The sequence below is a fragment of the Pseudomonas sp. ZY71 genome, from assembly GCF_036542145.1.
GTDB lineage: Bacteria > Pseudomonadota > Gammaproteobacteria > Pseudomonadales > Pseudomonadaceae > Aquipseudomonas > Aquipseudomonas koreensis_A.
This window is the reverse complement of record NZ_CP144274.1, coordinates 1,569,175-1,582,252: the sequence shown is the minus strand read 5'-3', so window position 1 is coordinate 1,582,252 and position 13,078 is coordinate 1,569,175. Positions and strand designations below refer to the sequence as shown.

Below are 13,078 nucleotides of genomic sequence, written 5' to 3'. Positions count from 1 at the left end.
AAGCACTCGTTTTTTCCCTTCACAGTAGTTTCACAATGCCATATCGGCCCGGCTATTGTGCCGCCCCACCCCTCTATATACTAGTGGGCTGTGTGGCTGTCTTGACTCGCCGATCCAGCTGTCTTGCGCCACCCCCGACCCGGGTCGCTTTGAGCGGAATCCTGTAATGAGCCAACAATTCCAACATGATGTTCTGGTCATAGGCAGCGGTGCTGCCGGTTTGAGTCTCGCGCTGACCCTGCCGGGTCATTTGCGCATTGCCGTATTGAGTAAAGGCGATCTCGCCAACGGTTCGACTTTCTGGGCCCAGGGTGGCGTTGCCGCCGTGCTCGACGACACCGATACTGTCGAATCCCATGTAGAGGACACCCTGAACGCCGGTGGCGGTCTGTGCCATGAAGATGCCGTGCGCTTCACCGTGGAGCACAGCCGCGAAGCCATCCAGTGGCTGATCGACCAAGGTGTTCCGTTCACCCGCGACGATCAATCCGGCACTGAAGATGGCGGGTTCGAATTCCATCTGACCCGCGAAGGCGGTCACAGCCACCGTCGCATCATCCATGCGGCCGATGCTACCGGTGCCGCAATCTTCAAAACTTTGCTGACTCAGGCCAAAGAGCGTTCGAATATCGAGTTGCTGGAGCAGCGAGTTGCCGTTGATCTGATCACCGAACGACGCTTGGGCATGGACGGCGAGCGCTGCCTCGGCGCCTACGTACTCAACCGCAAGACCGGTGAAGTCGACACTTACGGCGCACGCTTTGTGATTCTGGCCTCGGGCGGCGCCGCCAAGGTCTACCTCTATACCAGCAATCCCGATGGCGCCTGCGGTGACGGCATCGCCATGGCCTGGCGCTCGGGCTGCCGGGTGGCGAATCTGGAATTCAACCAGTTCCACCCGACCTGCCTCTATCACCCGCAGGCCAAGAGTTTTCTGATCACCGAAGCCCTGCGCGGCGAAGGCGCGCATTTGAAGCTGCCCAATGGCGAACGCTTCATGTCCCGCTTCGACAAGCGCGCCGAACTGGCGCCGCGCGACATCGTCGCCCGCGCCATCGACCATGAAATGAAGCGCTTGGGTGTCGACTGCGTTTATCTCGATATCAGCCACAAACCCGAAGCGTTCATTAAAAGTCACTTCCCGACTGTTTATGAGCGCTGCCTCGGTTTCGGCATCGACATCACCAAGCAGCCGATCCCGGTCGTACCGGCTGCGCATTACACCTGCGGCGGCGTAATGGTCGATCAGAATGGCCGCACCGATGTGCCCGGCCTGTACGCCATCGGTGAAACCAGCTTCACCGGCCTGCACGGCGCCAACCGCATGGCCAGCAACTCGCTGCTGGAATGTTTTGTTTATGCGCGCTCGGCCGCGGCGGACATCCTCGCGCAACTGGACGATGTCACCGCACCAAACGCCCTGCCCGTCTGGGACGCCAGCCAGGTGACCGATTCCGACGAAGATGTGATCATCGCGCACAACTGGGATGAACTGCGGCGGTTCATGTGGGACTACGTCGGCATCGTACGCACCAACAAGCGCCTGCAACGGGCGCAACACCGCGTGCGCCTGCTGCTGGACGAGATCGACGAGTTCTACAGCAACTACCGAGTAAGCAGAGACCTGATTGAGTTGAGGAACCTTGCTCAGGTAGCTGAACTGATGATCCAGTCAGCGATGGAACGCAAGGAATCCCGTGGTCTGCACTACACGCTGGACTATCCAGAGATGCTGCCAGAGGCGAAGGATACGATCCTTACACCGACCAGATGAGGCACGTTAGGAGACCTGAGCGTAGCACGCTAAGGCCCCGTTTTGTAACAGCTTTGCGCCATATTTGTCCCAGCTCTGGGGTCTCTATCGTCCGCCCATGAGGGTCTCTATGGCGCCTGTGCGGGCCTCTGCGAGTGCCTACGGGGGAACCTTGGCAGTCAGTATGAATGAGGTGGTCTTTCAGATTTTTCTGTCAGATTCTCATTAAGAGGTCTTGAAGTGCCCGTACAGCCAGAACACCACATGGACAACCACACAGACCCAGTAGGCAGCCTGTAGCGCGTCCATGAGGTTCTCCTTGGGGATTCGACTAGATGGCCTTGAGGCCAAGCTGAGCTGCTCGTGCCGGTGTCAGGTTGCCCTTTGCTACAGCAGCATGCAGACCCTTTTGGGTGTTCTTGTGGGGAATCTTAAGGGACTTCCAGTCACAGCGGTCATTGAATACATGACGCTCAAAGATGGCAGCGCTATGGTGATTGCCCTTACTGCGCATCTTGTCGGCAACAATGAGAGCGACCTCAGGCATCTCAAGGATGGCCTCGAAGGCGTCATAAACCATTCCTTCGAACTCATCTGAGACCCATCCGGCATACGCCAGAGTGGCACGCTTGGTGGCTTGAGTAACGGAGCCTGCTCGCCCCTTGTTTAACGAACCGATATTTCCGGTTTGTTCCAAGGTCTTAGCCTTCTTGGTATCTACCCATTTACCCGGCTGTTTGCCCTTAGGCAGCTTTAGGGCCCGCCAGATGTCTGTCAGATCCCACATACCTGAGTCGTTAGCCCTGAAGGCTTGCCCTTCGATGATGATGACGTGGGAAGCGTGCTTGTGTTGGATGTCGATTGTCATTTCATGGTGTCCTTTTTGTTTGCTCGCTGAGTTCGCTCCCACAGACCAGCACACAGACCCCATGACGGGTTCTGGCCGGTGGCGCAGAGAGCAAACAGAAAGACTGTGTATGGATGATTGCCCAGCGACGGGCGAAGGGTTGAAGAGAGACTGCCTATCCTCGTTGGTGAGGGGTTTTGTTAAGCGGTGCCCCTGCCGATCCCTCTCGGGTCGGTCTTACGGGGCTTCCAAAGGATATTTCTCAGGTCAGCTTAATGTTGGTAATCATCGGAAAAGCCACGGTTTGGGTCTGTAGACCATCCGCAGTCAGCTTCACTTTGACCTTGCCGTTAGCCACGATGTCCACGACTGTCATGATCTCCACGTCCCAGCACTGATGGGCGCCGTTACGAGTCGCTTGGATCTTCCAGATGTCTCCGTTACCACCTTCGCGATAACTCAGCGAGGTGAACATCTTAGGCAGCAAGAACAGCCCGTAGTCAGTGCCGCTATAAGGTTGCACAGAGGCACCGATCAGAGACTCGATGTCTTCAACACCTGCACGCTGAGCAGCACGCTCAAGAACCGCGAGCAACGACACCGGCAGCAGAACCACAAAGTCCGACAGCGAGCTACCTACGGTCTGGTTGATGTTCATCGTCAAGATGTCGATCAGATCCTCAGCGACCTCCACAGGCTTACCGGTTGGCTTAGTCTCGGAGACGCTTTCAGTGGATGGAGCGCTGGAGAGAATACCGGCGATCTTGCCAGCGGCATCATGCTCAATGTCCCGTAGTAGCTTCTCACCGGTCTGGTGCATTGAGCCTTCAGTGAAGCCCGCCATCAGGTTATGGTCGAGGATGGTGAAGCGCTTGCTAATGACCAATGCTGTATCGGTTGGCTCGGTGAAGATCACAGACCCGGCCAGGACTTCGCCCTTCGAGACGGTCTGGTTATCCCAGTTCTTACGAGGATCGAAACTGACGGAGCGATCAGCCATCGTGATGATTTGCTGACCAGTTGCTTCAGAGCCAGCCGGACGGAATTCACAAGGGGTGTGTTCGATTGCCGCTTGGCGCCACTCATCACCGTTGAGGTAATCGTCGAGGGCCTCTGTAAGGGCTTCCACAAAGGCGGACACATCAGTGGCCGCTTCGGTCTCAACGCGGACATCAGCGGTATTGAAGCGGATTGAGCCACTTGGGAATGGATTGCCATCATCGACAATGGCCGTGTAATGAGCAGATGGTTTGACGTATTGATTAGGCTGTTTCATTAAAATGTTCTCCTGAATTAGTTTGTGAGTAGTCGCGAAAGGGCTAGAGTAGTCAGCCGTTATTACGTGAGCGAGCTGCCAAAACTTTCCGACCGTGTTCACGGATGGCAGCAGCACGGGCCTCTCTTTCAGCTTTCGCTTGGGCCAGTTCGCGTGGAGTCCGCTCGCGTAAACGCTCAGCACGCTCGTCAGCTTCTCGCTGGAGTTGCTCACGGATCTCTTTCTGCTCCCGCTTGGTCATGAAGTAGACCTGAGCGTCCTCTTGGATGGCCTTGAGAGACAAACCGGCTTCCTCGAAAGCTTTGATAACGCCGAACTTGGTGCCGTTGTTCCGGCCACACTGGGCCATCAGCAAGGGCAACATGACGCTTTCGACGTACTCACGATTGAGGGTCTGCCCCGACACAGTTACTTCGTTCTTCAAGACTTTGGTAATGGTGATATTCATGGGTTTGGATCTCCTATGAGGTGACTCTTTGATCGACCTTGGCGCCATAGACGCGCACGACAAGACGGCAAGGAGGGAGCCGCATGGGCATCTTCCAAGGTCGATCAAAAGGTTCTTGGTTTGGGTTATGTGGCTAATGCTGGATCAGGACATGGCAAGCCTGAAGGCATCTGAAGGGCACCAGTGAGGCGACACTGGGTTATTGCTGAGCTGCTATGGGACGAGCTTTGAGGATAACGGGAACACCCTTCACGGCTCCGTAAAGAGCGATCAGGTCGAGACCAGTAGCAGCCATAAGAGCCTCAAGGGACTCCATTAGGAATGTTCCCAACTTGCCCGAGACGAACTCATTGGTTTTCTCTGGGGGCCGGTTCGTGAAAACATCGAGAGCTTTTAGATCGAACAAAGCGGTAGAGGATCGACCGGTCATTGCCGATTCGATAGATAACAAGGTTTCACGATGTTGATGATCGAGACCATTGAGTTTGAAGTGGAATCGCATGGGCCTCCTTTGAGACGAACTGAGAGAATGGGATATTCATGGTCGCCAGACCAGTCCTTAACTTAGAGAGAGCTTGAGAGAATCTTTAAGACAAAAGCAAAGATTTATTTAAAGAATAATAATCAGAGTTACTCAATGAGTAATCTTTAGAATCTTTAAGTTAACGGCCCCCATGAACATTGAGCAGTACACGGTGGCCCCAATCCCGTGCAAGGCTTCCCAGCGATGCCCTCAAGAGGCACCGACTAACGATCAGCAATTTCAATGTTCGCTCCTTCCTACTGGAGCCAGACACGGGGTCTGCTTACCGGGGACATTTGAGCGTTGGCGAGCTGGTCGCGCTTGGCACTCGGTGTTCTCTGGTCGGATCCATGGAGGAGCCGGTAGGAATATGGATGGTCAGCCGAACAACGATTTATTTTCGTCGGTGTGTTGCTCGGTAGCCATAGTGAGGGTTTTTAAATTTTGGTTGACATTTATGCAGTATTTACCTGAGGAACCCTTGACGAGATCAGCGACTGGTCTCGCCGGTCTCCACGTTCAGATAAACCTTGTTACTAAGGTTCATCCCTCCGCAATAGGTGAAATACATTCCCTTCCCTCTATTCGGTGAGGACATCCACCCACCCATTTCCTCGAAGTCACTCTCGCTGCAAATGCCTTCGTTGATTAGCTTGCGGGCGCCTTGAGAGAATTGCGCTCTATAAAGTCTGTAATCATCTGACGACTTAATAAGCGCATCATCACCACTTGCATCATTTGCTGGATCCTCAGGGCGATTCACAGCCAAATCTTTAGCTTGAACCCACTCAGCAAACTTACCATGCGTGATACCATTTGAGCTTACACAGGCTGCATTTCCATCCTTCACATACTCACTAACTCCATTTACACAGGAAGCTGAGTATCGTTTAGTTATCCGCACCCACCCACCTTTTTCCTCAAGAGCCTTGACGTTTTCCCTAAACATCAGACGACCTGCCACCCCGCACTCAATCGCAGGGCAGGTGTGCCGATCCGTGCGATCTGTAGTAACCCATAACTGATTCTCCGCAGCAGCGGATCCAGAGAGGGCGTGAAGCGTAATAAAAAGCACGGCACTGGAAGCGGAACGTCCTTTGTTCAATTTCAAGCCCTTTTTAATGTGATTTAGAGGTATTGGATCGAGTAAATCATACGGCTTTATTCGTTTCTTTGGGTTCCTCCTTGGCATCCTTTGTCTGCCTTTAGGCCATGACAGCGCCTGAAGGATCTTTCAGACCAGCCGCTTCGGCGACCCCGTGAGGCCACGAACATCAGCTCATGCTCAGGGTGACCCACGAGAACATCCAGATCGATGCCCATGAAGTCGTATTGACATCACACGCCATTTGATGATCCGCTAAGAGCGCCAACACATGGAGGATTTATGGCTTACTACACCGACAACTCAAAATTCGACAAGATCACTAACCCTAGCGATGTATGGTCGAAGCACTTTGGCCCCGCCGAAATTGTACCTGCCTCGGGCATCTACCGCTGCATCGGTTGCAAAAAAGAGGTCACTTCTAACAAAGGCGATAAGTTTCCACCACAGAATCACCACCAGCATGCAACTTCGGTTGGCCCTGTGAAGTGGCAGATGAACGTTTGGACAAATACCGAAGGTAAGTAATATTCAGGACTGCTCAACGGCTTTTCTTACATGCTGTTGAGCAGTTTCAAATTGATTATCTGAAGGCCTTAACTAGAGCATCAGCCATCCGCCCTACCTCTACAGCACTTCCCGCACCATAAAGGTCATAGCTAATTGACCCCGACGAATGCCCCAAGATCGACTCGGCAGTTCCCACAGGAACCTCAGCGGCCTTCAAGGCACCAGCCAAAGAGTGTCGTAGCGAATGGAAAGTCTGGGTGCGGTCAGTCTTCAGGCCCAAGACATCCCGAAGAGCGCCATTGAGCAACCCTGAGAACTGCCCTGCACCCAGCTTGAACAACTGCGAGTCGGCCTTCTCGACAAACCCAAGGAACGCTTGAAGGTCAAACCCGTAGGCCCCATCGGTCAGCGGTACGACACGGAGCGCATTCTTGGTCTTGGCTGTCTTGCCATCGTTCCTATTGATGTCGATGACCCAGATGCCATTACCGTCAGTGCCTGGGATCTTCTTAACATCAGCCTTGGTGAGCTGCCTCAGTTCCTCAATACGAGTCCCAGTGATGACCCCAAGAGACAATGCCCAACGCTGCCACGAGTCTTCAGGGAGCGTCTTGGCGCGGGCCATGAGTGTCTTTACTTGATCCTGAGAGAACGCCTCACGGGAGCTGTCGGCACCTTTGGTAGGCTTCAGACCCTTATCGAAGCTCTTGTCGATATAGCCGTTATGCACAGCCCAATCCATGACAGTGGTAAGGCGGGTCAGTATCTTCTTCACGGTGGACGCTGAGCGATCCTCAAGGAGTCTCTCCTTCAGAGCCACCATGTCAGCCCGCGTGTGGGTCTTCAGGTCAAGCTCACCCAGAACAGTAGCTATAGAGCCACAAGAAGACTTTATGTCCCTCATGGTGCTTGCTTCGACGTGTTCCTTGCGTTCCTCCATGTAAAGCTCAGAGATGGCCTTGAAGGTCAGCGGCTTGGAGGCTTCAGTTGATAATACAGATAGAGACGGACGGAGGGCCACAGACGTGCCACAAGACTCTTCTTTAAGTCCCCTAACGATCTCAACCAGCTTCCCCGGCCTCCCGTTCAGGCGCTCCTGTGATGCCTCAATGATCTCCAATGCCTTGCCCACTGCTCGTTGCTGATTGAGGCTCAAGGACATCTTGGCGCTGGCCTCTCGAAGCGCTTGATGATGCTCATCATGGATCATCTCGTAGGCGACCAATGAGCTATCACCATGCGCCATCGTCAAGGATGACTCAGCGATGTCTACCAGACGCTCACGGAGTACATCCCAAGTCGCCTCAGGGTTGTCGAAGTGATACGCCTTGAGGGTCTTGAGGATGTCCTTCGAGATGGTCATAGCGGTGGCCTTGTCGGTAGTTCTGAGCGAAAGCGTGAAGAAGCCCGTAGCGGTGCCTTGAGGGCGAAGGCGAAGGTAATAGCGACCAGACCGGCGATAGTGGTACGGCTTGGCGAGCGCAGTTTGTAACAGCTTTGTCCCACTTTGGGAGCGGTGGTTGACGGTCATCGGCTGAAACCCCGGTATCTATTGGGTTTAGCCTCATAGGGTCGAGTTCTACAGCAACTATAAGGTCAGCCGCGATCTGATCGAGCTGCGCAACCTGGCGCAAGTCGCCGAACTGATGATCTGCTCAGCCATGGAACGCAAGGAAAGTCGCGGCCTGCATTACACCCTCGACTATCCAGACATGCTGCCCGAGGCGCTCGACACTATTCTGGTGCCGCCCACCTACGTCGGCTGAACTTGAGCCGTACTCGCAGGCGCCGGTGCAAATCCGCCGCCTGCGAGTCTCGCGGCACGCAGATTGATCTGACCCGCCATTCGCCGCGCAAGCGAAAACGCAGAACCACAATCAATGGCAGCGCAAGGCTGTCCGGACGCAACTGCGCCGCTTGCCAACCATCAGCCTGATTCCACACCTGCCAACCATCGACGTCCCGACGCAATCCACGAAACGCCTTGGGATGATTCAACAGAATCTGCCTTGGCAACGCCCAAAAGCCATGCAGCAGACAGCCAAAAGCCCCGAGCACGCTGGCCCAGAGTGGAATCGAAAGCAGAAACAACGAACCCAGCGCGAACGCCTGGGCCAACAGATAAGCCGCCAGCAACTGCCGTGAGGCATGCCAGCGGCATTCGAACGTGTTACTTGGGCTGGACACGGTCCAGGATCATGCGAACCATGCGCTGCAGTTCCGGATCTTCAGACTCGCTGCGCTCCATGAACCAGCCGAACATGTCCTGATCCTCGCACTCCAACAGGCGAACATACAACGCACGATCCACCTCGTTCAGATCGGCATAAACCTCTTTCACGAACGGCACCAGCAACACGTCAAGCTCAAGCATGCCGCGACGGCTGTGCCAAAAGAGGCGATTCAGTTCAACTTGTTCGACCATGGAGCCCTCCTCAAATTTGGCGGCAAGTATACAGCCCCGGGACAGGTCGCACAGTCGGCTTTGGTCGGGGACCACCGATCCTTTATCAACTACCCATTTCAACAACGCGCCCTTATGATGTGCCCCAGTCTATTTACCCTGCGATGACCCATGGCCGATTCTGCTTTTTTCTGCACCCTGTCTCATGAAGGCGTTCTCGCGGTTCGCGGCGCGGATGCCGGAAAATTCCTGCAAGGCCAGTTGACCTGCAACCTCAATTACCTCAGCGACAACCGTGCCAGCCTTGGCGCCCGTTGCACGCAGAAGGGCCGGATGCAGTCGAGCTTCCGCATTCTGCTCGAAAGTGACGGTGTGGTTCTGGCGATGGCCAGTGAGCTGCTGGAGCCGCAACTGGCGGACCTGAAAAAGTACGCGGTGTTCTCCAAATCGAAACTGACTGACGAAAGTGCCGCTTGGGTACGCTTTGGTCTGGAGCATGGCGACAACGCCTTGACCAGCCTCGGCCTGGAGTTGCCAGCGGAAACCGACAGCGTCGTGCGTCACGAAGGCCTGATTGCGATTCGCGTCTCGCCGGATCGCGCCGAACTCTGGGTACCGGCCGATCAGGCTGACGCGATCAAAGCAAAATTGTCCGCAGCCCTGCCTGAAACCGAGCTGAATCAATGGTTGCTGGGCCAGATCCGCGCCGGTATCGGCCAGGTCATGCCGAGCACCCGCGAGCTGTTCATCCCGCAGATGCTCAACCTGCAAGCCGTTGGCGGCGTGAGCTTCAAGAAAGGCTGCTACACCGGCCAGGAAATCGTCGCGCGCATGCAGTACCTGGGCAAACTCAAGCGTCGTCTGTATCGCTTGAGCCTGGACGCCGCTGACTTGCCGGAGCCTGGCACACAACTGTTTGCGCCAAGCCACAACAGCGCCATTGGTGAAGTGGTGCTGGCCGCCAAGGCCGGGCAAAACATTGAACTCCTGGCGGTGCTGCAGGCCGAAGCCGGTGATTTGCATTTGGGCGCTCTTGAAGGCCCGGCGCTGCATCTGCTCGACCTGCCTTACGAACTGGATCGCGACCGCGAAATCCAGCGCTGATCGCAGCATTTGTTGCAACACCCTAGAGAGTTTAAATGAGCGAACTGGCGGAAAAAGTCCAACAGGATTTGGTTGAGGCCATCGATAACGATGACCTGGTTCTGCCCACGTTGCCGGAAGTGGCCCTGCAGATTCGCAAGGCCGCTGAAGACCCGGAGATCAGCGTCAGCGACCTGAGCAAAGTGATCGGCCGTGACACGGCGCTGTCGGCGCGTCTGATCAAAGTGGTCAACAGCCCGTTGCTGCGCGCCGCACAGGAAGTCACCGACCTGCACACGGCCATCACCCGGCTGGGCATCAACTACAGCAGCAACCTGGCGATCGGTCTGGTGATGGAGCAGATCTTCCACGCCCGCTCCGAAGTGGTCGAGCAGAAGATGCGCGAAGTCTGGCGCAAGAGTCTGGAAATTGCCGGGGTCAGTTATGCGCTGTGTCGCCGCTACACTCAGCTCAAACCCGATCAGGCAGCGCTCGGCGGGCTGGTGCATCAGATTGGCGTGCTGCCGATTCTGACCTACGCCGAAGATCACTATGAGCTGCTGTCGGATCCGGTCAGCCTCAACCATGTGATCGATCACATTCATCCGTTACTGGGCGACAAGTTGTTGCGCGTCTGGGAGTTCCCGGAGCGACTGGTGGAGTTGCCGGGGCGCTATCAGGACTTCAAGCGCGATTCGACAGCAATTGACTATGTCGATCTGGTGCAAGTGGCGAGCCTGTATTGCCACAAGGACACTGATCATCCGTTTGCGCGGATTGATCCAATGACCGTTCCGGCGTTCAGTAAGCTTGGGATTGATCCGGAGAACAAAGCGCTGTGTGAAGATCTGGAAGAGTCGCGGACGATGTTTTACTGATCCGAAACCGCGCCGCCCCCTTCGCGAGCAGGCTCGCTCCCACAATGAAATGCATTCCCCTGTGGGAGCACAGCTGATTCACACATTGAAATGCATTCCCCCTGTGGCAGCGAGCCTGCTCGCGAAGGGGCCAGCAAAACCATCACAATCACCCGGCAATGAAACTGACCCGCACCTTCAACCCCGCCTGCTCGCCATCATGCAACGTGATCTGGGCCAGATGCGCCCGACAGATCTCACCGACAATCGCCAGTCCCAGCCCAGAACCCGCCACCTGTTGATTACGCCGGTAGAACCGCTCGAACACCCGATCGCGCTCCTCCAGCGGAATGCCCGGGCCGTCATCTTCAACCTCAAGCACCGCCGGCGCCGTGACGCGCAAAATCACATTGCCGCCCGGCGGCGTGTGCGCCAGGGCGTTGTCCACCAGATTGCTCAGCAACTCATTCAACAACGTCGGTTCACCGCGCAACCACACCGGCTCATCCGCCTCCAGCGCCAGCGCCACCCCGCGCTTGTGCGCCAACGGCGCCATGGCCATGCCCAGTTCCCGGGCCAACTGACTCAGATCGAGCAACTGCGCGCCGCCCTCGGCAATCGCCCGCGCACCGTTTTCGACGCGCGCCAGCGACAGCAACTGATTGGCCAGATGGGTCAGGCGATCGGTGCTTTGCGCCGAAGACTCCAATGTCGTGCGCCACGTCTCGGGCTCGTTCGAACGCAGGCCCAATTCAAGCCGCGCCTTCAGCGCCGCCAATGGCGTGCGCAACTCATGGGCCGCATCGGCGATGAACTGCGCCTGCCGTTCAAACTGCCCACGCAGGCGTTCGGTGAAATGGTTAAGTCCACGCACCAAAGGCCACAGCTCATGCTGCACTTCAACCAATGGCAGCGGCCGCAAGTCATCGGGCTGACGCTCTTCCACCGCTGTACGCAAACGCTCCAACGGGCGCAATGCGGCACTGACCGCAAACCACACCAGCAACAAAGCGCCAATCGCCAGCATGCCCAATCGCAGCAAGGTATCAGCCGCCAGACTGCGCGCCATGCTCACCCGTGCTTCGTCGGTTTCGGCGACGCGAATTTCCGCCATGCCGTTCATGTTCGGTTCGGTCACCGCTTTCAGCAGGCTGACCACGCGCACGTTCTGCCCTTTGTAGGTGGCGTTGTAGAACCGCGCCAACGCTGGATAGCTGTCCGTGCGCGGCGTCCCCGGCGGCGGCCCGGGCAAGTTTTCATAGCCGGAAATCAGCTTCTGATGGATGTCATTGACCTGATAGTAGATCCGCCCCGCGCTGTCATAAGCGAAGGTGTCGAGTGCCACATAAGGCACATCGGCGCTCAATGTGCCGTCACGTTGCGACAAGCCAGCAGCGATGGTCCGCGCCGAGGCCAGCAACGTGCGGTCGTACGCCGTGTCGGCGGCTTCGCGACCGTTCCAGTACGCGCTCAATCCGCTGGCGAGCATCAGCACCACCAGCAGCAATGCGAGGTTCCACAGCAAGCGCCAGCGCAGGCTGCTGGGCTTATGCATCGCGGCTTTCCAGCAGGTAACCGAGACCACGGAAAGTCACGATGGCGACGGGTTGGCCATCGAGTTTTTTGCGCAAGCGGTGCACGTAGATTTCGATGGCGTCGGGGCTGGCTTCTTCGTCGAGACCGAACACCTGGGACGCCAGTTGTTCCTTGCTCATGACCCGCCCCGGCCGGGCGATCAGTGCTTCCAGCACCGCTTGCTCGCGGGATGTCAGGGTCAGCAATTCTTCGCCAAGGGTGAAGCGCCGGGTGTCGAGGTCGTAGGCCAGCACGCCACAACGCTGCTGGCGTTCGCCGCCGAGCACACTGCGGCGCAGCAAGGCTTTGACCCGCGCCTCCAGTTCAGTCAGTTCGAACGGTTTGGCGAGGTAATCGTCGGCCCCCAGATTGAGGCCGTGGACGCGATCCTTCACATCGCTGCGCGCCGTCAGCATCAGCACCGGCAGATTTTTTCCACGTGCGCGCAACCGCGCCAGCACCTCGAAACCGTCCATGCGCGGCAGTCCGACATCAAGGATTGCCACGGCGTATTCCTCACTGCCCAGCGCCAGATCGGCGGCTACGCCATCGTGCAACACATCCACGGTCAGACCGGTGCTCTTGAGCGCCTGAGCGACACTTTCGGCCAGTTGCAGATGGTCTTCGACGAGCAGGACACGCATGGATTTTTACCTCGTTCAGGGATGGCCGACGCCACGCTTTGCCGCGGAGTTTA

14 protein-coding genes and 1 pseudogene are annotated in these 13,078 nt (G+C 56.6%); 5 read left to right on the top strand and 10 right to left on the bottom strand.

The window, feature by feature from the left end:
* Positions 1 to 166 precede the first annotated feature (166 nt).
* Positions 167 to 1,774 (top strand): L-aspartate oxidase, encoded by a 1,608-nt coding sequence (gene nadB / locus VY732_RS06985; RefSeq protein ID WP_331695053.1) that lies wholly within the window; start codon positions 167 to 169, stop codon positions 1,772 to 1,774.
* A 310-nt stretch (positions 1,775 to 2,084) separates the two neighbouring features.
* Here the strand turns inward: nadB and VY732_RS06980 are convergent, their stop codons facing one another.
* The 5 genes from VY732_RS06980 to VY732_RS06960 form a co-directional block, all read right to left on the bottom strand.
* Positions 2,085 to 2,621, bottom strand: coding sequence for a hypothetical protein (locus VY732_RS06980; RefSeq protein ID WP_331695052.1), 537 nt, complete (start codon positions 2,619 to 2,621; stop codon positions 2,085 to 2,087).
* A gap of 241 nt (positions 2,622 to 2,862) precedes the next feature.
* Entirely contained in the window at positions 2,863 to 3,876 is a 1,014-nt protein-coding gene (locus VY732_RS06975; protein WP_331695051.1) for a hypothetical protein, read from the bottom strand.
* Between the two features lie 52 nt (positions 3,877 to 3,928).
* Positions 3,929 to 4,324, bottom strand: a complete 396-nt coding sequence (locus VY732_RS06970) for a hypothetical protein (protein ID WP_331695050.1) — start codon at positions 4,322 to 4,324, stop codon at positions 3,929 to 3,931.
* A 199-nt stretch (positions 4,325 to 4,523) separates the two neighbouring features.
* Positions 4,524 to 4,826, bottom strand: coding sequence for a hypothetical protein (locus tag VY732_RS06965; protein WP_331695049.1), 303 nt, complete (start codon positions 4,824 to 4,826; stop codon positions 4,524 to 4,526).
* Positions 4,827 to 5,337: 511 nt separating this feature from the next.
* Positions 5,338 to 5,952, bottom strand: coding sequence for a hypothetical protein (locus tag VY732_RS06960; protein WP_331695048.1), 615 nt, complete (start codon positions 5,950 to 5,952; stop codon positions 5,338 to 5,340).
* 282 nt (positions 5,953 to 6,234) lie between these two features.
* Here VY732_RS06960 and VY732_RS06955 point away from each other — a divergent pair, with 282 nt between their 5' ends.
* Positions 6,235 to 6,480 (top strand): protein L, encoded by a 246-nt coding sequence (locus VY732_RS06955; RefSeq protein WP_331695047.1) that lies wholly within the window; start codon positions 6,235 to 6,237, stop codon positions 6,478 to 6,480.
* 55 nt (positions 6,481 to 6,535) lie between these two features.
* On the opposite strand, the gene VY732_RS06950 is transcribed toward VY732_RS06955, so the two are convergent.
* On the bottom strand, positions 6,536 to 7,993 hold the full coding sequence (locus VY732_RS06950) for a tyrosine-type recombinase/integrase (RefSeq protein WP_331695046.1): 1,458 nt from the start codon (positions 7,991 to 7,993) through the stop codon (positions 6,536 to 6,538).
* A 43-nt stretch (positions 7,994 to 8,036) separates the two neighbouring features.
* Here VY732_RS06950 and VY732_RS06945 point away from each other — a divergent pair.
* A pseudogene (locus VY732_RS06945) lies at positions 8,037 to 8,228 on the top strand (L-aspartate oxidase); the annotation flags it as partial.
* Here VY732_RS06945 and VY732_RS06940 read toward each other — a convergent pair.
* Entirely contained in the window at positions 8,197 to 8,649 is a 453-nt protein-coding gene (locus VY732_RS06940; protein WP_331695045.1) for a protein YgfX, read from the bottom strand. The pseudogene VY732_RS06945 and the gene VY732_RS06940 sit on opposite strands and share 32 nt — an antisense overlap.
* Entirely contained in the window at positions 8,633 to 8,887 is a 255-nt protein-coding gene (locus VY732_RS06935) for an FAD assembly factor SdhE (RefSeq protein WP_095049216.1), read from the bottom strand. The genes VY732_RS06940 and VY732_RS06935 overlap by 17 nt, the downstream gene beginning before the upstream one ends.
* A 150-nt stretch (positions 8,888 to 9,037) precedes the next feature.
* On the opposite strand from VY732_RS06935, the gene ygfZ reads away from it, so the two are divergent.
* A complete protein-coding gene (ygfZ, locus tag VY732_RS06930; RefSeq protein ID WP_331695044.1) occupies positions 9,038 to 9,970 on the top strand; it encodes a CAF17-like 4Fe-4S cluster assembly/insertion protein YgfZ in 933 nt (310 codons plus the stop codon).
* A gap of 35 nt (positions 9,971 to 10,005) precedes the next feature.
* Positions 10,006 to 10,827 carry an HDOD domain-containing protein gene (locus tag VY732_RS06925; protein ID WP_331695043.1) on the top strand — a complete coding sequence of 274 codons (822 nt, stop codon included), beginning with the start codon at positions 10,006 to 10,008 and terminating at the stop codon, positions 10,825 to 10,827.
* A gap of 148 nt (positions 10,828 to 10,975) precedes the next feature.
* Here the strand turns inward: VY732_RS06925 and VY732_RS06920 are convergent, their stop codons facing one another.
* Both VY732_RS06920 and VY732_RS06915 read right to left on the bottom strand, forming a co-directional pair.
* Positions 10,976 to 12,361, bottom strand: a complete 1,386-nt coding sequence (locus VY732_RS06920) for a sensor histidine kinase (protein ID WP_095119116.1) — start codon at positions 12,359 to 12,361, stop codon at positions 10,976 to 10,978.
* Positions 12,354 to 13,025 (bottom strand): response regulator, encoded by a 672-nt coding sequence (locus VY732_RS06915; protein ID WP_007911422.1) that lies wholly within the window; start codon positions 13,023 to 13,025, stop codon positions 12,354 to 12,356. The genes VY732_RS06920 and VY732_RS06915 overlap by 8 nt, the downstream gene beginning before the upstream one ends.
* Positions 13,026 to 13,078: the final 53 nt, after the last annotated feature.

Bases quoted from the DNA above. Each gene is read 5' to 3' on its own strand.
- nadB (WP_331695053.1), top strand. From the start codon at position 167: ATGAGCCAACAATTCCAACATGATGTTCTGGTCATAGGCAGCGGTGCT.
- VY732_RS06980 (WP_331695052.1), bottom strand. From the start codon at position 2,621: ATGACAATCGACATCCAACACAAGCACGCTTCCCACGTCATCATCATC.
- VY732_RS06975 (WP_331695051.1), bottom strand. From the start codon at position 3,876: ATGAAACAGCCTAATCAATACGTCAAACCATCTGCTCATTACACGGCC.
- VY732_RS06970 (WP_331695050.1), bottom strand. From the start codon at position 4,324: ATGAATATCACCATTACCAAAGTCTTGAAGAACGAAGTAACTGTGTCG.
- VY732_RS06965 (WP_331695049.1), bottom strand. From the start codon at position 4,826: ATGCGATTCCACTTCAAACTCAATGGTCTCGATCATCAACATCGTGAA.
- VY732_RS06955 (WP_331695047.1), top strand. From the start codon at position 6,235: ATGGCTTACTACACCGACAACTCAAAATTCGACAAGATCACTAACCCT.
- VY732_RS06950 (WP_331695046.1), bottom strand. From the start codon at position 7,993: ATGACCGTCAACCACCGCTCCCAAAGTGGGACAAAGCTGTTACAAACT.
- VY732_RS06935 (WP_095049216.1), bottom strand. From the start codon at position 8,887: ATGGTCGAACAAGTTGAACTGAATCGCCTCTTTTGGCACAGCCGTCGC.
- ygfZ (WP_331695044.1), top strand. From the start codon at position 9,038: ATGGCCGATTCTGCTTTTTTCTGCACCCTGTCTCATGAAGGCGTTCTC.
- VY732_RS06925 (WP_331695043.1), top strand. From the start codon at position 10,006: ATGAGCGAACTGGCGGAAAAAGTCCAACAGGATTTGGTTGAGGCCATC.
- VY732_RS06920 (WP_095119116.1), bottom strand. From the start codon at position 12,361: ATGCATAAGCCCAGCAGCCTGCGCTGGCGCTTGCTGTGGAACCTCGCA.
- VY732_RS06915 (WP_007911422.1), bottom strand. From the start codon at position 13,025: ATGCGTGTCCTGCTCGTCGAAGACCATCTGCAACTGGCCGAAAGTGTC.